This window comes from Shinella sp. 1A1 (assembly GCF_055379515.1).
The window spans coordinates 3,176,348-3,197,346 of the sequence record NZ_AP039671.1; the positions used below are offsets into that span (position 1 = coordinate 3,176,348).

Sequence of the window (20,999 nt, forward strand, 5' to 3'; positions counted from 1 at the left end):
GTCCTCTTCGGGTTTACTGCGTGATCAGCTTGTCGAACAGCGCCTGATCGTAATCCGAATAGATGTAGCCGTCGGCCGGGAACTGGTCGGCGCGGGCGAGGTAGCTGTCGATCGAGCTGTCGTCGATAACCGGCAGCGGCACCTTGATGAAGGCGGGAACGTCCTTGCCTTCCAGCGCCTGCACGGCCGTGTAGACGGAAAGCGCGCCGAGCCAGTTCGGCTGCATCGTCGCCCAGCCCTTCAGGCCCTTTTCCTTCCACAGCTCCAGGAACTGGCGGGCATTCTCGCCGGTGATCGGAACCTGCTCGCGGCCCTGGCGGTCGAAGGCCATGACGGAACCGGCCGAAAGCGCGCCGCCGAGCGAGAGCACGCCGTCGATCTCCGGATTGGCGAAGAGCAGGCTCGTCATCGCCTCCTGCGCCGGGGCGACATTGTATTCCGTGTTCGTCTCGGTGATGATCTCGAGGCCCGGATTGGCGTCGAGCACCGGCTGGGCGCCCTTGCGGCGGTCGTCGCTGACCGAGATGCCGGCCGGGCCGTTCATGACGATGATCTTGCCCTTGCCGCCGAGCTGGTCGGCAAGCCACTTGGCGGCGCCCGCGCCCCATTCACTGGAATCGGTGTTGATCTTCGCCGTCACCTTGTCGGTGTTGACGAGGCTGTCGAAGTTCACCACGGCGATGCCCTTGTCGCAGGCATCCGAGATGACGCGGTCGAGCGCGTTCGACGAGCCGGCGATGACGACGATGGCGTCGACATTGGCGTCGATCATCGACTGGATGTGCTGGATCTGCGTCTGGGCGTTGCCCTGCGCGTCCGTGATCATCAGGTCCTTGACGAGGCCGTCCTTCTTCAGCGTCTCGACCTCGGCGGCAATCGTGCCTTCGGTCTGCTTCATCCAGGTCGGCACCGAATAGATGTTGGCCCAGCCAATCGTATAGGGCGCCTTGCGATCGCCCTTGATGCAGTTGGCGGCGGCCGACGCCGTGCCGGCGCCGAAGACGAGGAGAGCCGCGGCGGCAGCGGCACCCGCGAGAAGGCGGCTGCGCAGCGAGGCGGACGGGCGGTGCTTGGAATTGTTCATGTCGATCCCCTTTTTGTGCGGCAGCAGGAACGGGCTTGCCATCCGTTTATGTCCAATATAATGTACATGTGATCTTTATAGCGGACGGAGCGATCTTATGCCGATTTTTCCGCCCCGCAAGAGGGGGGCGAAAATTTCCCTGCCAGGGGCCGGAAACGAGCGGATTGACAGATGCCGCGGCTGGCGTGACAAGCTGGCGCGACAAAAGAGGATGAACAGGCATGGATGCGATTGCGGACGAAGCAGGCGGCAAGCGGGCGAGAGGGCTCGACCGGGCCTTCGAGATCCTCGATTTCCTGCGCCAGAAGCGCCAGCCGCTGAAGCCGAACGAGATCGCCGCGCAGATCGGCGCGCCGCGCTCATCGGTCTACGAGCTGGTGAGCCTCCTCTTGCGCAACGGCATCCTGGAATTCACCGGTGGCGAGGGCCGCGTCTATCTCGGCCGCAAGCTCTATTTCCTCGGCGCGGCCTACGAGAACCACTTCGACTTCACCCGCGAATGCGAGGCGGCGCTCGACCGGCTCGCCGACGAGACGCGCGAAACCGCGCAGTTCTGCATGCTGGACGGCAACAAATATACGGTCGTGCGCATGCGCGAGGGTGCCCGGCCCTTCCGCATCTCCACCGACATGGGCCAGTCGGTGCCGATCCCGTGGACCGCCTCGGGCCGGCTGCTGGTCGCGCATATGACGGATGCGGAGATCCTCGCCTTCATCCCGCCGGAGGATTTCCGCCTGCCGAGCGGCGAATGGCTCGATCCGCAGGCATTCCTCGCCGAGGTGCGGCAATCGGCGGCCGACGGCTTCTTCACCTTCAACAGCATCGTCGACAGCTTCACCCATTGCTTCGCCGTGCCCGTCATGGATGAGGAGCGCCATGCCGTGGCGACGCTCTGCCTCGTCGCCCCGCGCGCCGACGGCCTTGCCAACCGCGACCGCTACCTCGCCTGCCTGAAGGACGCCGCCGCCACGCTCGGCCACATGCCGGCACGGGCGAAGCGCGCCTGATACGGGCTATTATTTATCGGATAGCCAGCGATCCATTCCGAGCGCGGCCGCACGGCCGGTGGCAAGACACGCCGTCAGCAGGTAGCCGCCGGTCGGCGCTTCCCAGTCGATCATCTCGCCCGCGACGAAGACGCCGGGCAGCGCCTTGAGCATGTATCCCTCGTCGATGGCGTCGAACCTCACGCCGCCCGCCGACGAGATCGCCTCGGCAATCGGCCGCGGGCGCACGGGGCGGAGCGGCACCGCCTTGATCGCCGCCGCCAAAGCCGCGGGAGCCAGCGCGGCCGCATCGGGAATGCAGGCCCGCAGCAGCGCCGCCTTCACCCCGTCGAGCCCGGCGCCCTTGCGCAGCCGGGTGGAAAAGCTCGCCTTGCCGCCCTGACGGGCGAGATCCGCGGCCAGCCGCTCCACCGTGCGGCCCGGCGCGAGATCGAGCGTCAGGATCGCCGTCCCGGTCCCGTCCAGCGCATCGCGCAATGCAGCCGCATGGGCATAGATCAGGCTGCCCTCGACACCCGGGGCCGAGATGACGAATTCGCCGGGGATCGTCCCGGCCGCCGAGCACGCCGTGACGCCCTTGACCGGCGCGCCCGCGAATTTCTCCACGAAGAACGCCGGCCAATCGACATCGAAACCGCAATTGGCCGGCCGGAAGGGCACGATAGCGACGCCCCTTTCCTTAAGCGCACCGACCCAGGCGGCATCCGAGCCGAGCCGCGGCCAGCTCGCCCCGCCGAGCGCCAGGAGGATCGCATCGAAGGCCATCGTCACCGCGCCGTCCGGCGTCTCGACCGCCAGCCCCTCCGGCGCAAAGCCCGTCCAGCGATGGCGCACGCGGATATCGACCCCCTGCCCTTCCAGCCGCGCCCGCCAGGCGCGCAGCAAAGGCGAGGCCTTCATCACGGTCGGGAACACCCGGCCGGACGACCCGACGAAGGTTTGCGTGCCGAGCCCGGATGCCCAATCCCGCAGATCGTCCGGCGGGAAGGCATCGAGCGCCGCGCGCAAATGCCCGTTCGCCGCACCGAAACGGGTGGCGAAGCGCTCATAGAGCTCGGAATGGGTAATGTTGAGGCCCGACTTGCCGGCAAGCAGGAACTTTCGCCCGACCGTCGGCATCGCCTCCAGCACCGTCACGGCATGGCCGCGCGCGGACAGCATCTCTGCCGCCATCAGCCCGGCCGGCCCGCCGCCGACGATCCCGATCCGCTTTGCCATCCTGTTCCCGCGCACTGACATTTCGATAGAGCGGTCCACCGTCACATCGCCGCCGATGCGCCCGTCATAACGCAATCACGGCGGCGGCGACAGGTCAGCTTGCGAGGCCCGGCGCCTCGTGCCCGGTCTGGGCGACATATTCGGTATAGCCGCCCGGATACTGGTGGATATCGTCGCCGTTGAGCTCCAGCACCCGGTTCGACAGCGCGCCGAGGAAATGGCGGTCGTGCGAGACGAAGAGCATGGTACCCTCGTATTCCGACAGCGCCTTGATCAGCATTTCTTTGGTGTCGAGGTCGAGATGGTTGGTCGGCTCGTCGAGGATGAGGAAGTTCGGCGGATCGAACAGCATCGCCGCCATGACGAGCCGCGCCTTCTCGCCGCCGGACAGCACCCGGCACTTCTTCTCCACGTCGTCGCCGGAAAAGCCGAAGCAGCCGGCCAGCGTGCGCAGCGGCCCCTGCCCTGCCCGCGGAAACTCCGCCTCCAGCCATTCGAACACGGTCAGGTCGCCGTCGAGCAGATCCATCGCATGCTGTGCGAAGTAGCCGACCTTGACGCTCGCCCCGATGGTTACGCTGCCGGCATCCGGCGCCGCGGCACCCGCGACGAGCTTCAGCAGCGTCGACTTGCCCGCGCCGTTGATGCCCATCACGCACCAGCGTTCCCGGCGGCGGATCAGGAAGCTGAAATCCTCGTAGATCGCCCGGCTGCCATAGGCTTTGCCGACATTCTTGAGGCTGACCACGTCCTCGCCCGAGCGGGGCGCCGGCTGGAATTCGAACATCACCGTCTGGCGCCGGCGCGGCGGCTCGACGCGCTCGATCTTGTCGAGCTTCTTCACCCGGCTCTGCACCTGCGCGGCATGCGAGGCGCGCGCCTTGAAGCGCTCGATGAACTTGATCTCCTTGGCGAGCATCGCCTGCTGGCGCTCGAACTGCGCCTGCTGCTGCTTCTCGTTCTGCGCGCGCTGCTGTTCGTAGAAGCCGTAGTCGCCGGAATAGGTCGTCAGCGAGCCGGCATCGATCTCGATGATCTTGTTGACGATGCGGTTCATGAACTCGCGGTCGTGCGAGGTCATCAGCAGCGCGCCGTCATAGCCCTTCAGGAATTGCTCCAGCCAGATCAGGCTTTCGATGTCGAGATGGTTGCTCGGCTCGTCGAGCAGCATGACGTCGGGCCGCATGAGCAGGATGCGGGCGAGCGCCACGCGCATCTTCCAGCCGCCCGAAAGCTTGCCGACATCCCCATCCATCATCTCCTGGCTGAAGCTGAGGCCCGCCAGCACCTCGCGCGCGCGGCTCTCCAGCCCGTAGCCGTCGAGTTCCTCATAGCGCGCCTGCACCTCGCCGTAGCGCTCGATGATCGCATCCATCTCGTCCAGCCGGTCGGGATCGACCATCGCCGCCTCGAGTTCGCGCAACTCCGCCGCGACGGAACTCACCGGCCCCGCCCCGTCCATCACCTCGGTGACGGCGCTGCGCCCCGCCATCTCGCCGACATCCTGGCTGAAATAGCCGATGGAGACATGCTTCTCGACGGAAACCTGCCCCTCGTCCGGTAGCTCCCGCCCGGTGATCATGCGGAAGAGCGTCGTCTTGCCCGCCCCGTTCGGTCCGACCAGCCCGATCTTCTCCCCGCGGTTCAACGCGGCGGAGGCCTCGATATAGAGGATGCGGTGGCTGTTGGACTTGCTGATATTCTCGATGCGGATCATGGAAGGAAGCCTCGTCGTGTCCCGCGCCCTATGCCACGAGGCAGTGCGGCAAGTCCATGCGGGTGCGACGGCGAATCTCCATGAAATGTGTCGGTTCCGTATCTCGTGCGCGAGACCCTTGCCCGCGCGGCGTGCTGGACCACCGGTCTCGATTGATGTTATATTCAATTATTCTAAAGTTAAGAATCTGTCCTGGCCATGGGAGGCTTCCGTGCGTGAACCGGATATGCAGAAACTCGACGCGCTCGTCGGCCGCCTCGTCGGCGATATCGGCGCCGCGGTAACGGGCGCCTTGGTCGTGCTCGGCGACCAGGTGGGTATTTTCAGGGCGATGGCCGACGGCGAGCCGGTAAACGCCCGGGAGCTTGCGGCGAAAACCGGGCTGAAGGAGCGCTACCTGCAGGAATGGCTCAGCGCTCAGGCCGCCGCCGACTATATCGACTATGACGAAGCAACGAACCGTTTCAGCCTGACGCCGGAGCAGGCGATGGTGTTTGCCGAGGAGAACAGCCCGGCCTTTTTCGTCGGCGCATTCGAGGTCGTCCAGTCCATGTGGGTGGACGAACCGAAGGTCGCCGACGCGTTCCGCACCGGCAAGGGCGTCGGCTGGCATGAGCACAGCACCTGCCTTTTCCGCGGAACCGAACGGTTTTTCCGTCCCGGCTACAACAGCCATCTGGTGACCGAATGGATTCCGGCCCTCGACGGCGTCGAGGAAAAACTCAGGTCAGGTGCCAGTGTCGCCGACGTCGGCTGCGGCCATGGCGCATCGACCATCCTGATGGCACAGGCCTATCCGGCGTCGCGATTCGTCGGCTTCGACTATCACGGCCCCTCGATCGAAAGGGCAAGGGCAGCGGCCGAAAAGGCCGGAGTGGCCGATCGGGTCACCTTCGAGCAGAGCGCGGCAGCGCAGTTTCCGGGCCGCGACTACGACATGATCGCAATGTTCGACTGCCTGCATGACATGGGCGACCCGGTGGGCGCCGGCCGGCACGTGCGGGAAACGCTCGCCCCGGACGGAACATGGATGATCGTCGAACCCTTCGCGCATGATCATCTCAAGGACAATCTCAACCCGGTCGGCCGTGTCTATTACGGCGCATCGACAATGATCTGCACGCCCGCCTCGCTCTCCCAGGAAGTGGGACTCGGACTTGGCGCACAGGCAGGAGAGCTGCGCCTTCGCAAAGTCGCGCTCGATGCGGGCTTCACCCGTTTCCGCCGGGCAACGGAAACGCCGTTCAACATGGTATTCGAGGTGCAGGCTTGAAAGGCGGCAATCGCCACGCGTGAAGAGCGTCTATCCGCAAAGGCGGATGAAGAACACCCATCGCCATCGGAACAGCCGATGAAGACCCTTCACCAGTTGCCGGGATCCGCCGTGTGATCGGTCAGCGCGTATTCCTCCGCCTTTTCCGGATCGAGCACCAGTTCCGTCGTCGTGTTCTTCGCGTCGGTGACCCGATAGGTGACCGGCACAGGGTCCCTGCTGAGTTCGCGATACATCATCAGCGCCGCTTCCTCGGCGGTATCCGCTTCGACTTCAATGCCGGTCGTGACCGTGAACATCGCCATGGCATCACCTCGCTGCGCATCGGTTCTCGTCAGCAACAGTGTAGCCCCCGCGCTGATCGAGCGCCAGACTCGCGCAACGGATCGGAGAGCCGTCCCGTCTCGTTCGGAAAAATATCGATTTATTGGAAACTTATGGCGGAGAGGGTGGGATTCGAACCCACGATACCCTTGCAGGTATGCCGCATTTCGAGTGCGGTGCATTCGACCACTCTGCCACCTCTCCGGATGTCGGTCGGCGCCTTCAGCGCGGGGCGGTACATAGCGGGTGTCGGGCGGGGGCGCAAGGGGGCAGAAAGCATCTAATTGCAATGGTGACGGAAATCTCCTTGACAGTTTTCATCGGCTCACCTATTGCGCAAGGTGCAGTGGCATAGGTCTCACCTGTGCCGCGATGATGGTTCTTTGTGCCGTACTTCCTCGCTTCGCGGGGATCATGCCGGCAGGAACCGACCTAACCGGCGGGGCGCCAATGCCTCTCCATTCGTAGCGACTGACAAAAAGACGGCCGTGCCCTCAAGGGCAAAGAGCCGGCACGAACATGAAAGGATATAAAATGTTCGCAGTCATCAAGACCGGCGGTAAGCAGTACCGCGTGGCCGCCAACGACGTCCTGACGGTTGAAAAGCTGTCCGGCGAAGCTGGTGCGAAGATCGAATTCACCGAAGTGCTGATGGTCGGCGTCGGCGCCGATGCCACGATCGGTGCGCCCTTCGTCGAAGGCGCCGTCGTGACCGCCGAAGTCGTCGAGCATGGCCGTGGCAAGAAGGTTATCGCCTTCAAGAAGCGCCGCCGCCAGAACTCGAAGCGCTCGCGCGGCCATCGCCAGCACAACACGACTGTCCGTATCGTCGAGATCGCGGCAGCCGGCGGCAAGGCAAAGAAGGCTTCCAAGAAGTCTGAAGCCGAAGCCGTTGCAGCAGCCGAATAATCCGGACAGGTAAAGGAGAACTCCCATGGCACACAAAAAAGCTGGCGGCTCCTCGCGCAACGGTCGCGATTCCCAGTCCAAGCGCCTCGGCGTGAAGAAGTTCGGCGGCGAAGCCGTCCTCGCAGGCAACATTATCGTCCGTCAGCGCGGCACGCAGTGGCATCCCGGTGCCAATGTCGGCCTCGGCAAGGATCACACGATCTTCGCCCTTACAGCTGGCAATGTGAATTTCCGTACGAAGGCCAACGGTCGCGTCTACGTGTCTGTAATGCCGAAAGCGGAAGCAGCGGAATAAGCCGGTAGCGCTCTAAAACAGCCGGCGTCTCATCGACCCGGCTGACGCTACAGGTTTCGGACCTGCAGGAAAAAAAGGGAGATGAGGCAAGTCCTTATCTCCCTTTTTCCGTTCTGGAGGAACGAGCCATGCAGACCGAATTGTTGCGGGAAGACCAATCAAGGTCTCCCAAGGAAAGGCTGAGGCCTGAACGGTCGAGGACCGATTGCCCGATCTTGCTGTCGCCGAGGCTCGTCATGAGAGCCCCGCACGAAGACGACATCGACGCCCTTGCCCATCTTGCCAACAACGCCAACATCGCCAACATGGTCGCCCGCATGCCGCACCCGTACACGGTTGCGGACGCCGCTGATTTCGTGCGACGCACACGCGCCGGCGCGATTGGCAAGTGCGTCTATGCCATTACGAAAGCCGACAATGGCGCCTTCCTCGGCTGCTGCGGGATCGAACCGCACGAGGACGGACGCACGGTCGAGCTCGGCTACTGGCTGGGCGAGCCCTACTGGAACCAGGGTTATGTCACCGAGGCGGCGCACGCGCTGATCGACATGGTCTTCCGCACCCGCGATGTCGAGCAGATCGATGCGCGCTGCCGGGTCATGAACATTCCCTCGCGCCGGGTCATCCAGAAGTGCGGCTTCCAGTTCCAGGCGACCGGCATGGTGCAGAGCCTTGCCGTCGGCGGCATGGTGCCCGTCGAATGGTACCGGCTCGACCGCAAGACCTGGGTTTCGCTGAAGAGCTGGGGAGGCATGCGATGAACGCCATGCAGACCCGGAGGGAACGCGAGCGTGTTACCGGCCCCGGCCCCTGCCCGACCATCCGGACGGCACGCCTCACCCTGCGGCCCCACCGCATGTCCGATGCGGATGCCATCGCCCAGTCGCTCGGCGATTTCGAGGTCTCGCGCATGCTGGCGCGGGCTCCGGCCCCCTATGACCGGCAGGACGCGGCCGAATGGCTCGCTATTGCCACCACCGATCTCAACGAGGGCTGGGCCTTCGCCATCACCACCGGCGACGACGTGCATATCGGCTGCGTCTCCTTCGAGTGGCTCGGCGGGGAATGGCATCTCGGCTACTGGCTGAACCGCTTCTACTGGCGGCGCGGCTATATGAGCGAGGCGGTACATGCGGCAATGGCGCGGTTCATGACGCGCATGCCCGGAACGGACATCCATTCCGGCGTCTTCGCCGACAACCCCGCTTCGCTGAGGGTTCAGGAGAAGGCGAGCTTCCGCATCACCGGGTGCAGCGACCTCTACTGCGTCGCCCGCGGCTCGATGGTTCCGCATATCGAGACGCGGCTGGAGCCGGGCGACTTCCGCCCGGCAATCCCGCGGCAATAAAGGAACGGGGCGGAGCGATCCGCCCCGCTTCCATGTCAGGACAATTCGAACCAGACCGGCATGTGGTCGGAGCCGAAGGCGGTCTCGTCGACCCAGGCATCCGTCAGCCGCTCCACGAGGCCGTGGCTGAGGAAACAGTAGTCGAGGAACATGCGGTCGGCATGGTCTTTCGGGTTGATCCAGCTGAAGCTTCCGGCATGGCGCTTGCCGAGGCCGGCCAGCGCATCCACCGGGTTGGTGGCGCGGATCTGCCGCCCGTAGAGGGGATCGACGCCGCCGGCCATCTCGCAATATTCCGGCGATTCCGGCACCATGTTGAAGTCGCCCATCAGCACGTAGTCATCGGGCGCCGGCGGCTCGGCAAGGCCGAATTCATGCGCGCCGGAAATGGCCCCGCCCTCGTCGCCGTAGAGCCTGGCGCGGTCCTTGAGGTAGCGGATCTGCGCGATGCGCTCGTCACGGTGGACGTGGTCGAGATGCACGGAATAGACGCGGATCGGCCCGCCCGGCGTTGCGATGACCGCTTCGGTTGCGCCGCGCTGCAGGTTCAGCTTGTCGAGGGTGCGCGTGCGCGGCAGGAGGATCGTGCGGGTCGAGAGGATCGGCCAGCGGGAGAAGATCATGTTGCCGAACTGGAAGCGGCGATTGACCACCCGGCCCTTCTCGATCGCCGAGCCGGCATCGAGATCGCAGGCCGGGCCGAAGACGGAATAGTGGTTGGCGAGCAGCGTGCGCAACTCGGCGACCATGTCGATATGGCCGTTGCGGTGGAAGTTCCGCGTCACTTCCTGCAGGGCGATGATATCGGCACCGTGAATGCTGGAGGCGATGCGCGGCAGGTCGAAACGATCATCGAGACCGATGCCGTACTGGACGTTGTAGCTGACGAATTTCACGATAGTCTTTGACCTCTGCGGGAAGCGGCTATATCGAAGACGGCAAAATGACCATGACGATCAAAGTAAAGCAAACGGCGAGCCAATGAAGTTCCTGGACGAAGCAAAAGTCTATATCCGCTCCGGCGACGGCGGGGCAGGGGCTGTCTCGTTCCGCCGCGAAAAATTCGTGGAATTCGGCGGCCCTGACGGCGGCGACGGCGGGCGCGGCGGCGACGTGTGGGTGGAGGCCGTCAACGGCCTCAACACGCTGATCGATTTCCGCTTCCAACAGCACTTCAAGGCGTCCATCGGCACGCATGGCATGGGCCGCAACCGCACCGGCGCGAACGGCGCCAGCGTGACGCTGAAGGTGCCGGTCGGCACGCAGATCTTCGAGGAAGACAACGAGACGCTGATCATCGACCTCGTGACCGAGGGGCAGCGCTTCAAGCTGGCCGCCGGCGGCAATGGCGGCTTCGGCAACGCGCATTTCAAGTCGGCCACCAACCAGGCGCCGACCTGGGCCAACCCCGGCCTTGCCGGCGAGGAGAAGACGATCTGGCTTCGCCTGAAGCTGATCGCCGATGCCGGCCTCGTCGGCCTGCCGAATGCCGGCAAGTCGACCTTCCTTGCGACCTGCACGCGCGCCCGGCCGAAGATCGCCAACTATCCGTTCACGACGCTGCACCCGAACCTCGGCGTCGCGACCATCGATGGCGCGGAATTCATCCTTGCGGACATTCCGGGCCTCATCGAGGGCGCGCATGACGGGATCGGCCTCGGCGACCGTTTCCTCGGCCATGTCGAGCGCACGCGCGTTCTGCTGCACCTCGTCTCCGCGCAGGAGGAGGATGTCGCGAAAGCCTACAAGACCGTGAAGCGCGAGCTGGAAGCCTATGGCGGTGGCATCACCGACAAACCGGAAATCGTCGCGCTGTCGCAGATCGACGTGCTCGACGAGGATGAGCTGAAGAAGAAGTCCAAGGCGCTGGCGAAGGCCTGCGGGCAGACGCCGCTGCAGCTTTCCGCCGTTGCCAATGTCGGCATGATCGGCACGCTGCGGGCAGTGCGCGACATCATCGTTCAAGCGAAGAATTCCGGATCCGACGACTGAGATGACGAAGAACCGCAAACCGCTCGGAAAATACCGCCGGATTGTGATCAAGATCGGCTCGGCACTGCTCGTCGACCGGGCGAGCGGCCTGAAGAAGGCTTGGCTCGACGCCATGTGCCGGGATATCGCGGCGCTCCGGGCCGGCGGCACGGACGTTCTCGCCGTCTCGTCGGGCGCCATCGCGCTCGGCCGCTCGGTGCTGAAGGTGCCGGCCGGCGCGCTGAAGCTGGAGGAAAGCCAGGCGGCGGCGGCCGTTGGCCAGATCGCGCTTGCCCGCGCCTGGTCGGAAAGCCTTTCGGCTGACGGTATCGTCGCCGGCCAGATCCTGCTGACGCTGGGCGACACGGAAGAGCGCCGCCGTTATCTCAACGCTCGCGCGACGATCAACCAGCTCCTGAAGCTCGGCGCCGTGCCGATCATCAACGAGAACGATACGGTCGCGACGACGGAAATCCGCTATGGCGACAACGACCGGCTCGCCGCTCGCGTCGCCACGATGACGGGCGCGGACCTGCTGGTGCTGCTCTCCGATATCGACGGGCTCTACACGGCCCCGCCGCATCTCGACCCCGAGGCGCGTTTCCTTGAGACCATCGACGCCATCACGCCCGAGATCGAGGCGATGGCGGGCGGTGCGGCCTCGGAACTGTCGCGCGGCGGCATGCGCACCAAGATCGACGCCGGCAAGATCGCGACGGGCGCGGGCTGCGCCATGATCATCGCCTCGGGCAAGGTCGACCATCCGCTTCGCGCCATCGAAGAGGGTGCGCGCTCCTCCTGGTTCGCCCCGTCGGGTTCGCCCGTTACCGCGCGAAAAACTTGGATTGCCGGGCAGTTGCAGCCGGCCGGACGGCTGGAGATCGATGCGGGCGCGGAAACGGCGCTTTCGGCCGGCAAGAGCCTGCTGCCTGCCGGTGTGCGCGGCGTCTGGGGTTCGTTCTCGCGCGGCGACACGGTTTCGATCTACGGCACGAACGGGCGCGAGATCGCCCGTGGCCTCGCCGGCTACGATGCCGACGAGGCGCGGCTGATCGTCGGCAGGAAATCGACCGAGATCGCCGCCGTTCTCGGTTATGCCGGGCGCGCCGCGATGGTGCACAGGGACGATCTCGTGGTGACCGGGCTGCCTGTCGCCACCGAGGCGGGAGGGATTTGAGCCATGCTTGACCAGGTGAAGACCGATATCGACAGCCTGATGGCCGAAATCGGCCGCAACGCCCGCGCCGCCGCCCGCCCACTCGCCATCGCCACGGCCGATCGGAAGAACCGCGCCCTTGAAGCCATGGCGGCGGAAATCCTCGCGCATCGCGAGGCGATCCTTGCCGCCAATGCCATCGACCTTGCCAATGCGAAGGAGAGCGGCGTCGCGGCCTCCTTCATCGACCGGCTGACGCTGACGGCCGAGCGTATCGAGGGCATTGCCGGCGCGATCCGCGATATCGCCGCGCTCAAGGACCCTGTCGGCGACGTCATCGCCGAATGGGACCGGCCGAACGGCCTTCATATCGAGCGCGTGCGCACGCCGCTCGGTGTCATCGGCGTCATCTACGAGAGCCGGCCGAACGTGACGGCGGATGCCGGCGCGCTGTGCCTGAAGGCCGGCAATGCCGTGATCCTGCGCGGCGGCTCGGACAGCGTGAATTCATCGCAGGCGATCCATTCCTGCCTGGTCGCCGGACTGAAGGCCGCCGGCCTTCCGGAACATGCGATCCAGTATGTGCCGGTGACGGACCGCGCCGCCGTCGGCGCCATGCTGTCCGGCCTTGGCGGCGCCATCGACGTCATCGTGCCGCGCGGCGGCAAGAGCCTCGTCGCGAGGGTGCAGAGCGAGGCGCGCGTGCCGGTCTTCGCCCATCTCGAAGGCCTCTGCCATATCTACGTCGACAAGTCCGCCGATCTGGATATGGCGAAAAAGATTGTCGTCAACGCCAAGATGCGCCGCACGGGCATCTGCGGCTCGATGGAGACGCTGCTGATCGACCGCGCCGTCGCAGACACCCATCTCGCCCCGCTGGTCGAAGGCCTAGTCGCCGCCGGCTGCGAAGTGCGCGCGACGGACGAAATCAGCGCCCGCATCCCCGGCCTCGTCGCCGCAACGGAAGCGGACTGGGCGACGGAATATCTCGACGCCATTCTCTCGGTCTCGCTGGTCGACGGCATTTCCGGCGCCATCGAGCACATCAACCGCTGGTCCTCCGCCCATACGGAAGCCGTGGTCGCTGAGGATATTGCTGTCGTCGAGCGCTTCTTCACGGAAATCGATTCGGCGATCCTCCTGCACAATGCCTCCACTCAGTTCGCCGATGGCGGCGAGTTCGGCATGGGCGGCGAGATCGGCATCGCCACCGGCAAGATGCATGCGCGCGGGCCTGTCGGCGTCGAGCAGCTCACCTCCTTCAAATACCGCGTGCGCGGCACCGGACAGGTGCGGCCCTGAGGTGACGGCGGACACGGTTGCAGAGCGCTACCTCAGGATGCCGCATGTCGAGAAAGGCATGGCGGTGGGCCTTTTCGGCGGCTCCTTCAACCCGCCGCACCAGGGCCATGCGCTCGTCGCGGAAACCGCGCTGCGCCGCCTCGGCCTCGACCAGCTCTGGTGGATGGTGACGCCCGGCAACCCGCTGAAGGACCACCGGGAGCTTGCCCCGCTCGCCGAGCGCATCCGCCTCAGCGAGGCCATCGCCCCCGGCCCGCGCGTCAAGGTGACGGCCTTCGAGAAGCGGCTCGGCCAGAGCTATACGGCCAAGACGCTCGAGCGGGTCCAGGCGCTGAACCGCGGCGTGAATTTCGTCTGGATCATGGGCGCCGACAATCTCGGCACCTTCCATCACTGGCAGAACTGGCGGAAGATCGCCTGCACCTTCCCCATCGCCGTCATCGACCGGCCGGGCTCGACGCTCTCCTATCTATCCTCCCGCATGGCCAAGACCTTCGACCATGCCCGGGTCGACGAGGAGGATGCCATGTCGCTTCCCGGCCGCCCGGCGCCGGCCTGGACCTTCATTCACGGGCCGCGCTCGGCCCTCAGTTCCACGGCGCTGCGCAAGGGCGCAACGCTAGAGAAAACCATCCCTCAGAAGTGACGTCTTGAAACTGCCCCCCATCGGTGCCTACATTTGGTAGGTGCCGGCGCATTTTGCCGGTACGGGACGTGCTGCTTGTATCCAGAAAGGAACGAACCTGACAACAGTGCACGCAAAGGGAAACGTCGTCGGCGTTTTCTCCAGGAGCGCGGGAAGGGGCGATGATGCCGCCGACCGGGCCCTTCAACTGGTCCTCGCAAGCCTCGAGGACTCCAAGGCGGAAGATATCGTCACCATCAACATTGCCGGAAAATCGGCGCTGGGCGACTACATGGTGGTCGTGTCCGGACGCTCGAACCGTCATGTCATGGCGATCGCCGATCACCTCATCACCGATCTCAAGGACGAAGGCCTGGGTAATGCCCGCGTCGAAGGCCTGGAGGCGGGCGACTGGGTGCTGATCGACACGGGCGATATCATCATCCACGTGTTCCGGCCGGAAGTCCGGGAGTTCTACAACATCGAACGGATGTGGGCGGCTCCTGAGATCGAGGACGGCACGGTACACTAATCCAGACGCCGGGCACCTGTCCGGCGAAAGCAGGCGGTGGCGCGGCTGCGCGTCACCCGAACGGACAGGGCTTGAGGCGATGCGGGTTGGACTTTTTTCGGTGGGACGGCTGAAGGCCGGCCCTGAGAAGGAACTTGCGGCCCGCTATATCGACCGTTTCGCGAAGGCCGGTCCCGCCATCGGCTTCGAGCTCGGCAAGCTCGCCGAAGTCGGCGAAAGCCGGGCCGGCAATGCCGACACGCGCAAGCGCGAGGAAGCGGCCATGCTGGAAAAGGCGCTGCCCGACGGCGCCGTGCTGATCCTGCTCGACGAGCGCGGCAAATCGCTCGATTCCCCGGCCTTTGCCGATCTTCTCGCCGGCTTCCGCGATTCCGGCAAACGCGAGCTGATGATCGCCATCGGCGGCGCAGACGGGCTCGATCCCGCCCTTTACGAGCGCGCCAACGCCACGCTCTGCCTCGGCAAGATGACCTGGCCGCACCAGCTCGTGCGCATCCTGCTGGCCGAACAGCTCTACCGCGCCGTCACCATCCTCTCCGGCCATCCCTACCACCGCAGCTGACGGATGGCGTCATGGCCGCGCAAGCCTCGCGCCCCATGATGGCGGAGGCCGTATTTTTGGCGCTGTTTGTTGGCGAAATCGGCAAATCAGCATAGAGCAGGTCCAGCAAAACGTTCGGCCCAAAAAATGTTCGGAACGCGATGAGGAAGACCGGCACAGCCAATCCGGGTGAGGGTGTCAGCCGCCTGCTGCGGCCGGCCATGCTCTCGGCTGCCCTGTCGCTGGCCCTCCTTCCCTACCCGCTCGCCGCCGAGCCCAACGAGGCATCCGTCGCGCTGGAAAAGACCGGCTCGCTGCCGAAGGCCGAGCCCGATCCCGCCGCGGCGCTCGCCCTTCGCCGCGACAGCACGCGCCGGGAACTCGACGCGCTTTCCCAGTCGATCACCGTTTCGTCGGAAAAGACCAAACAGCTCGAGGCGGAGATCGCCAATCTCGACAAGTCGCGCCAGAGCCTGCGCGAGGCGATCGTCCAGTCGGCGGCCAGGCGCAAGGCGATGGAGGAGAAGATCCTCGACGGCGAGAAGCGGCTGGAGGGCATGCGCGACCGGGAAGCCGGCGTGCGCGCCTCGCTGCACGAGCGGCGCGGCCTGCTCGCCGAAGTGCTCGCCGCGCTCCAGCGCATGGGGCGAAATCCGCCGCCCGCCCTTCTGGTGACGCCGGAGGACGCGCTTTCCTCGGTGCGCAGCGCCATCCTGCTCGGCGCCGTCGTGCCCGGCATCCGCAAGGAAACGGATGCGCTCATCGACGACCTCGCCGCGCTGATGGACATCAAGAGCAATATCGACCGCGAAAAGACCGAGCTGACCGACGCCATGCAGGTGCGCATCGAGGAGGAGAAGCGCTCGGAAATGCTGATCGCCGAGAACGAGGCGCTGACCGAGACCAATGCCCGCACGCTCGCCGCCGAACGGCGCCGCGCGGAGGAGCTCGCCGCCCGCGCGACCAGCCTCGAAGGGCTGATCGGCAGCCTGGAACAGGAGATCGGCTCGGTGCGCGATGCCGCCGCGCTCGCCCGCGCCAAGGAAGAGGAACGGCGCGGACAGAGCGAGGCGGAACGCGAGAAGGCGAGGGCGCTCGCCCGCGACAGCGTGCCCGACAAAAACCGCATTGCTCCGGCATACGAATTTTCGCAGTTGCAGGCAAAACTCGACTATCCCGTGGCGGGAGACGTGCTGCGCCAGTTCGGCGAGGCGGACGGCACCGGCCACGATTCGCAGGGGCTGACGCTGGCGGCCAATCCGGGCGCGCTGGTCACGGCCCCCTCGGACGGATGGATCGTCTTTGCCGGAACGTTTCGCAGTTACGGGCGCATGATCATCCTGAATGCCGGGGAAGGCTACCATCTCGTGCTTTCCGGCATGGACAGGGTGAGCGTGCGGGAGGGTCAGTTCGTCGTGGCGGGAGAACCGCTCGCCGTGATGGGTGAAAAAAGGGTCGCGAGTGTCAACGCTTTGACGCTGGAAACGGACAAGCCGACACTTTACATTGAATTCCGAAAGAACGGAAAACCGGTTGATTCCCGGCCGTGGTGGTCCGCCAAGAAATCTGGAAAGGCACGCAATGATTCGTAGGGCTTCACTTGTTATTGTCGGTGCACTCATGGGTGCTACGGCCATGAGCGTCATCAACACGGTAACCCTGCCCGCGGAAGCAGCCGGTTCGTCGACCTATCGCGAACTGTCCATCTTCGGTGACGTGTTCGAACGCGTGCGCGCCCAGTATGTGACGCCGCCGAAGGAAGACCAGCTCATCGAGAATGCCATCAACGGCATGCTCTCCTCGCTCGATCCGCATTCCTCCTACATGAATGCCAAGGACGCCGAGGACATGCGCACCCAGACGCGCGGCGAGTTCGGCGGCCTCGGCATCGAAGTCACGATGGAAGACGAACTCGTCAAGGTCATTACGCCGATCGACGACACGCCGGCCGCCCGCGCCGGCGTTCTTGCCGGCGACTTCATCTCGAAGATCGACGGCCAGGACGTCCGCGGCCTGAAGCTGGAAGACGCGGTCGAGAAGATGCGCGGCGCCGTCAACACGCCGATCAAGCTGACGCTGATCCGCAAGGGCGCCGACAAGCCGATCGAGCTGACCATCAAGCGCGACATCATCGCCGTGAAGGCCGTGAAGTTCCGCGTCGAGAACGATGTCGGCTACCTGCGCGTCATCTCCTTCACCGAGAAGACCTTCGACGACCTCGAAACCGCCATCGCCAAGATCAAGGAACAGGTCCCGGCCGACAAGCTGAAAGGCTATGTGCTGGACCTCCGCCTCAATCCGGGCGGCCTGCTCGACCAGGCGATCAACGTTTCCGACGCCTTCCTCGAGCGCGGCGAGGTCGTTTCGACCCGCGGCCGCAACGAAGACGAGACCCGTCGCTTCAACGCCTCGCCGGGCGACCTTTCCGACGGCAAGCCGGTGGTCGTGCTGATCAACGGCGGCTCGGCCTCGGCTTCCGAAATCGTCGCGGGCGCGCTGCAGGATCTGCGCCGCGCCACCGTCGTCGGCACCCGTTCCTTCGGCAAGGGCTCGGTCCAGACCATCATTCCGATGGGCGACGCCGGCGCGCTGCGCCTGACGACGGCGCTCTACTACACGCCGTCCGGCAAATCGATCCAGGGCACCGGCATCACGCCGGACATCACGATCGACCAGCCGCTGCCGCCGGAACTGCAGGGCAAGGTCGAGAACGCCAGCGAATCGAGCCTGCGCGGCCATATCCAGGGCCAGAGCGAGACGGACCAGGGCTCCGGTTCCTCCGCCTACGTTCCGCCGGAAGCCAAGGACGACGTCCAGCTCCAATACGCGTTGGAACTCCTGCGCGGCCAGAAGACCGACCCGTCCTTCCCGGCCAATCCGGAAAAGGCCGAGCTGAAGAAGTAAGACATCTGCGCAGGGCCCGCCATCGGCGGGCCCTGTTTCCCCCGCACCTTTCGGCCAGCGCGGACTGACCTTGGGCACAGATATTCACGCACCTCTCGGCCAGGACCGCAAGGCAAGGCCCGGACCGGCAGGACCCTCCCGGTTCTCCGCCGGCACCCTTGTGTCCGCGCTCGTCGTCGCCGGCCTTCTCGGCTTTTCCGGCTGGACGGCGCTGGCGCCGAGCGGCCTTGCCACCACGCCTTTCACGCCTCCTTCCGAAGACACCCATGCGGCGGCCGATAAGGCCGACCAGAAAACCGCCGAGGCGAAGGGCGGCGTGCGGCGCGCAAACGGCCTTTCCGGCGCCCGCGTCGAGGAAACGACGACCGACGACGGCAATGTCGTGCGCACCTATTCTCCCGGCACGCGCGACGGCAAAGGACCGCTCCTCATCGAGGCGAACCGCATCGGACAGGATCCGCGCACCGCGGCCTTCCCCAACGACGACCTCCTGGAAGAGACCTCGGACGGCAAGATCCCCGTCATCGGCCTCGACGGCACGCGGCCGATGGACCAGTATGCCCGGCCCTGGTCCGGCGCGCGCGGCACGCGCATCGCCATCGTGGTCGGCGGCCTCGGCCTCAGCCAGACGGGTACGCAACGCGCCATCCGCGAGCTGCCGGCGGAAGTGACGCTGGCCTTTGCCGCCAGCGGCAACAGCCTGTCGCGCTGGATGCAGGAAGCCCGCCGCGGCGGCCATGAAATCCTCCTGCAGATGCCGCTGGAACCCTTCGACTATCCGCAGAACGATCCCGGCCCCTATACGCTGCGCACGGATTTCAGCGAGACGCAGAACCTTGCCGAACTGCACCGCGCCATGGCGAAGATCACCAACTATACCGGCCTCGTGAACTTCATGGGCGGGCGTTTCCTCGCCGATGCCGATGCGCTGGAGCCGGTGATCCGCGATGTGGCCAGCCGCGGCCTGCTCTTCCTGGACGACGGCAGCTCCGCCCAGTCGCTTTCCGGCACGATCGCCGGGGCGGTGGAGGCCCCGCATGCCTTCGCCGACCTGCAGCTCGACGCCGATCTTTCCCGCGAGGCGGTGCTGAAGAAGCTCGACGAGCTGGAGCGCATCGCCCGCCGCAACGGCACGGCGATCGGCATCGCCTCGGCCTTCGACGAAAGTGTGGACGCCATCGGCAAATGGTGCGAGGAAGCGGAGACCCGCGGCATCGAGATCGTCGGCGTCGCGTCGCTCGCAGCCGTTCCCGCCAGAAAATAGGACATCTCAATGGGCAAGGATAAGGACAAGGTGGTTCGGGCCGAGGACCTGCCGTATCGCCCCTGCGTCGGCATCATGGTGCTGAACGCCGAAAACAGGGTCTGGGCCGGCCGGCGCCTGGCTGTCGGCAATTCCGAATATGACGGCTCGCCGCAGCTCTGGCAGATGCCGCAGGGCGGCATCGACAAGGGCGAGGACCCGCTGGAGGCCGCCTACCGCGAACTCTACGAGGAAACCGGCATGAAGAGCGTGTCGCTCCTCGCCGACGCCGGGCGCTGGATCAACTACGACCTGCCCACCCACCTGATCGGCATCGGCCTCAAGGGCAAGTATCGCGGCCAGACGCAGCGCTGGTTCGCCTTCCGCTTCGAAGGCGCCGAAAGCGAGATCGCCATCAACCCGCCGCCCGGCGGCCACGAAGCCGAGTTCGACGCCTGGGAATGGAAGGCGATGCGCGACCTGCCGGAGTTGATCGTGCCCTTCAAGCGCAAGGTCTACGAGGAGGTCGTCGCGACCTTCGCGCATCTGGCGCCCTGATCGGGCCGGGAGGCAAGCCACCGCGCGCCCGACAACAAAAAACCCCGGCAAAGCCAGGGTTTTTCATATCTGCGGGAATTGAAAGCCTATTCGGCTTCGTTAGCCGGCGCTGCGTTGAGCTGGCCGTATTTTTCCTCGCCGAGCTTGCCGAGCAGTTCGAGCTGGGTTTCGAGGAAGTCGATATGGCCTTCCTCGTCGATCAGCAATTCTTCGAACAGCTTCATGGTGACATAGTCGCCGGCCGCGTGACAGATGTCGCGCGACTTCTTGTAGGCCGCGCGGGCGTCGTATTCGCCGGCAAGGTCGGCTTCCAGGACTTCCTTGACGTTCTGGCCGATGCGCAGCGGTGCGACGGTCTGCAGGTTCGGGTGGCCTTCGAGGAAGATGATGCGGGCGACGAGCTTGTCGGCGTGCTGCATCTCTTCGATGGACTCGGCACGCTCCTTCTTGGCGAGAAGCGTGTAACCCCAGTCCTCGAGAAGGCGGTAGTGGAGCCAGTACTGGTTGACAGCACCCAGCTCGAGATAGAGCGCTTCGTTAAGCTGCTCGATGACCTTTTTGTCGCCTTTCAAGATCCGCTCTCCTGTTCTCTTCATGGAATTGTTTGAGGCGGGTCATGAAATCAAATATCTCGGCATCCGTCGAGTCACGACGGGCGTGATACGCTTCGGTCGTCCGAATGATGATATCGACCACGTTGGGGAAGCAGCCGCAGCAACGGCCGCGCTTCTGCATGGCGTGATAGACCTTTGCAGGCACGATGAGCTGCCAACAGTCCTCGTCGAGAAGGCCGTTGATCACGTCGACGATTTCTTTTTCGGTGATGAAGTTGCAGCTGCAAACCAGCATTTCGTCTTGCCTGCTATACGCAAAGTCCTGAATTTCCGGGGATTAAGCAAAAGAGGATATTCGTTGTCAAGAATGAACCGGACAGTCTCGCCGTCTCATTCGTTTAGAGTCGTTCTAATCTTGACAAAAGATATCGCCTTTTC

General features: G+C 65.0%; 22 protein-coding genes, 1 tRNA gene and 1 pseudogene. 16 read left to right on the forward strand and 8 right to left on the reverse strand.

Annotation, left to right across the window (positions count from 1 at the left end; all coding sequences use genetic code 11):
• Window positions 1–13: 13 nt before the first annotated feature.
• A complete protein-coding gene (locus tag ACZ48C_RS15480) occupies window positions 14–1,084 on the reverse strand; it encodes a substrate-binding domain-containing protein (protein ID WP_464781648.1) in 1,071 nt (356 codons plus the stop codon).
• 221 nt (window positions 1,085–1,305) lie between these two features.
• Between ACZ48C_RS15480 and ACZ48C_RS15485 the strand changes: the two genes are divergently transcribed.
• On the forward strand, window positions 1,306–2,091 hold the full coding sequence (locus tag ACZ48C_RS15485; RefSeq protein WP_464781649.1) for an IclR family transcriptional regulator: 786 nt from the start codon (window positions 1,306–1,308) through the stop codon (window positions 2,089–2,091).
• Between the two features lie 9 nt (window positions 2,092–2,100).
• On the opposite strand, the gene ACZ48C_RS15490 is transcribed toward ACZ48C_RS15485, so the two are convergent.
• Window positions 2,101–3,309 carry a TIGR03862 family flavoprotein gene (locus ACZ48C_RS15490; protein ID WP_464781650.1) on the reverse strand — a complete coding sequence of 403 codons (1,209 nt, stop codon included), beginning with the start codon at window positions 3,307–3,309 and terminating at the stop codon, window positions 2,101–2,103.
• Between the two features lie 94 nt (window positions 3,310–3,403).
• Window positions 3,404–5,026 (reverse strand): ABC-F family ATP-binding cassette domain-containing protein, encoded by a 1,623-nt coding sequence (locus ACZ48C_RS15495; protein WP_464781651.1) that lies wholly within the window; start codon window positions 5,024–5,026, stop codon window positions 3,404–3,406.
• 211 nt (window positions 5,027–5,237) lie between these two features.
• Between ACZ48C_RS15495 and ACZ48C_RS15500 the strand changes: the two genes are divergently transcribed.
• Window positions 5,238–6,299: a class I SAM-dependent methyltransferase gene (locus ACZ48C_RS15500; RefSeq protein WP_464782820.1), complete on the forward strand. Its 1,062-nt coding sequence runs from the start codon at window positions 5,238–5,240 to the stop codon at window positions 6,297–6,299.
• Between the two features lie 89 nt (window positions 6,300–6,388).
• Here ACZ48C_RS15500 and ACZ48C_RS15505 read toward each other — a convergent pair whose 3' ends face one another.
• Window positions 6,389–6,604, reverse strand: coding sequence for a hypothetical protein (locus ACZ48C_RS15505; RefSeq protein ID WP_464781652.1), 216 nt, complete (start codon window positions 6,602–6,604; stop codon window positions 6,389–6,391).
• A 133-nt stretch (window positions 6,605–6,737) separates the two neighbouring features.
• Window positions 6,738–6,827, reverse strand: a tRNA-Ser gene (locus ACZ48C_RS15510).
• 330 nt (window positions 6,828–7,157) lie between these two features.
• Here ACZ48C_RS15510 and rplU point away from each other — a divergent pair.
• The 4 genes and pseudogenes from rplU to ACZ48C_RS15530 form a co-directional block, all read left to right on the forward strand.
• Window positions 7,158–7,469, forward strand: a pseudogene (gene rplU, locus ACZ48C_RS15515) (50S ribosomal protein L21); the annotation flags it as partial.
• An 88-nt stretch (window positions 7,470–7,557) separates the two neighbouring features.
• The gene (rpmA, locus tag ACZ48C_RS15520) at window positions 7,558–7,827 is read left to right on the forward strand and encodes a 50S ribosomal protein L27 (protein WP_119257900.1); all 270 of its coding nucleotides are present in this window, start codon (window positions 7,558–7,560) and stop codon (window positions 7,825–7,827) included.
• A 128-nt stretch (window positions 7,828–7,955) separates the two neighbouring features.
• Window positions 7,956–8,588, forward strand: a complete 633-nt coding sequence (locus ACZ48C_RS15525) for a GNAT family N-acetyltransferase (protein ID WP_119257901.1) — start codon at window positions 7,956–7,958, stop codon at window positions 8,586–8,588.
• Window positions 8,585–9,175: a GNAT family N-acetyltransferase gene (locus tag ACZ48C_RS15530; protein ID WP_464781653.1), complete on the forward strand. Its 591-nt coding sequence runs from the start codon at window positions 8,585–8,587 to the stop codon at window positions 9,173–9,175. The genes ACZ48C_RS15525 and ACZ48C_RS15530 overlap by 4 nt, the downstream gene beginning before the upstream one ends.
• A 35-nt stretch (window positions 9,176–9,210) precedes the next feature.
• On the opposite strand, the gene ACZ48C_RS15535 is transcribed toward ACZ48C_RS15530, so the two are convergent.
• Window positions 9,211–10,071 (reverse strand): endonuclease/exonuclease/phosphatase family protein, encoded by an 861-nt coding sequence (locus ACZ48C_RS15535; RefSeq protein WP_464781654.1) that lies wholly within the window; start codon window positions 10,069–10,071, stop codon window positions 9,211–9,213.
• Between the two features lie 85 nt (window positions 10,072–10,156).
• On the opposite strand from ACZ48C_RS15535, the gene obgE reads away from it, so the two are divergent.
• The 10 genes from obgE (at window position 10,157) to ACZ48C_RS15585 (ending at window position 20,007) form a co-directional block, all read left to right on the forward strand.
• Complete coding sequence (gene obgE, locus ACZ48C_RS15540; protein WP_119257904.1) at window positions 10,157–11,167, forward strand: GTPase ObgE; 1,011 nt, start codon at window positions 10,157–10,159, stop codon at window positions 11,165–11,167.
• Between the two features lies 1 nt (window position 11,168).
• Window positions 11,169–12,323, forward strand: coding sequence for a glutamate 5-kinase (gene proB / locus ACZ48C_RS15545; RefSeq protein WP_464781655.1), 1,155 nt, complete (start codon window positions 11,169–11,171; stop codon window positions 12,321–12,323).
• Between the two features lie 3 nt (window positions 12,324–12,326).
• On the forward strand, window positions 12,327–13,604 hold the full coding sequence (locus tag ACZ48C_RS15550; RefSeq protein WP_464781656.1) for a glutamate-5-semialdehyde dehydrogenase: 1,278 nt from the start codon (window positions 12,327–12,329) through the stop codon (window positions 13,602–13,604).
• 37 nt (window positions 13,605–13,641) lie between these two features.
• Window positions 13,642–14,250, forward strand: a complete 609-nt coding sequence (locus tag ACZ48C_RS15555) for a nicotinate-nucleotide adenylyltransferase (protein ID WP_415212933.1) — start codon at window positions 13,642–13,644, stop codon at window positions 14,248–14,250.
• Between the two features lie 40 nt (window positions 14,251–14,290).
• Window positions 14,291–14,761, forward strand: a complete 471-nt coding sequence (gene rsfS, locus ACZ48C_RS15560; RefSeq protein ID WP_464781657.1) for a ribosome silencing factor — start codon at window positions 14,291–14,293, stop codon at window positions 14,759–14,761.
• 79 nt (window positions 14,762–14,840) lie between these two features.
• Window positions 14,841–15,323 (forward strand): 23S rRNA (pseudouridine(1915)-N(3))-methyltransferase RlmH, encoded by a 483-nt coding sequence (rlmH, locus tag ACZ48C_RS15565; protein ID WP_464781658.1) that lies wholly within the window; start codon window positions 14,841–14,843, stop codon window positions 15,321–15,323.
• A gap of 200 nt (window positions 15,324–15,523) precedes the next feature.
• Window positions 15,524–16,894 carry a murein hydrolase activator EnvC family protein gene (locus ACZ48C_RS15570; protein ID WP_464782821.1) on the forward strand — a complete coding sequence of 457 codons (1,371 nt, stop codon included), beginning with the start codon at window positions 15,524–15,526 and terminating at the stop codon, window positions 16,892–16,894.
• Window positions 16,884–18,206 carry a S41 family peptidase gene (locus ACZ48C_RS15575; RefSeq protein ID WP_119257911.1) on the forward strand — a complete coding sequence of 441 codons (1,323 nt, stop codon included), beginning with the start codon at window positions 16,884–16,886 and terminating at the stop codon, window positions 18,204–18,206. Before ACZ48C_RS15570 ends, ACZ48C_RS15575 begins: the two co-directional genes overlap by 11 nt.
• Window positions 18,207–18,276: 70 nt before the next feature.
• A complete protein-coding gene (locus ACZ48C_RS15580; protein ID WP_464781659.1) occupies window positions 18,277–19,470 on the forward strand; it encodes a divergent polysaccharide deacetylase family protein in 1,194 nt (397 codons plus the stop codon).
• 9 nt (window positions 19,471–19,479) lie between these two features.
• Window positions 19,480–20,007, forward strand: a complete 528-nt coding sequence (locus tag ACZ48C_RS15585) for an RNA pyrophosphohydrolase (RefSeq protein WP_464781660.1) — start codon at window positions 19,480–19,482, stop codon at window positions 20,005–20,007.
• 86 nt (window positions 20,008–20,093) lie between these two features.
• Here ACZ48C_RS15585 and bfr read toward each other — a convergent pair whose 3' ends face one another.
• Window positions 20,094–20,579 (reverse strand): bacterioferritin, encoded by a 486-nt coding sequence (gene bfr, locus ACZ48C_RS15590; RefSeq protein ID WP_119257914.1) that lies wholly within the window; start codon window positions 20,577–20,579, stop codon window positions 20,094–20,096.
• The gene (locus ACZ48C_RS15595; protein ID WP_119257915.1) at window positions 20,545–20,856 is read right to left on the reverse strand and encodes a (2Fe-2S)-binding protein; all 312 of its coding nucleotides are present in this window, start codon (window positions 20,854–20,856) and stop codon (window positions 20,545–20,547) included. Before ACZ48C_RS15595 ends, bfr begins: the two co-directional genes overlap by 35 nt.
• Window positions 20,857–20,999: the final 143 nt, after the last annotated feature.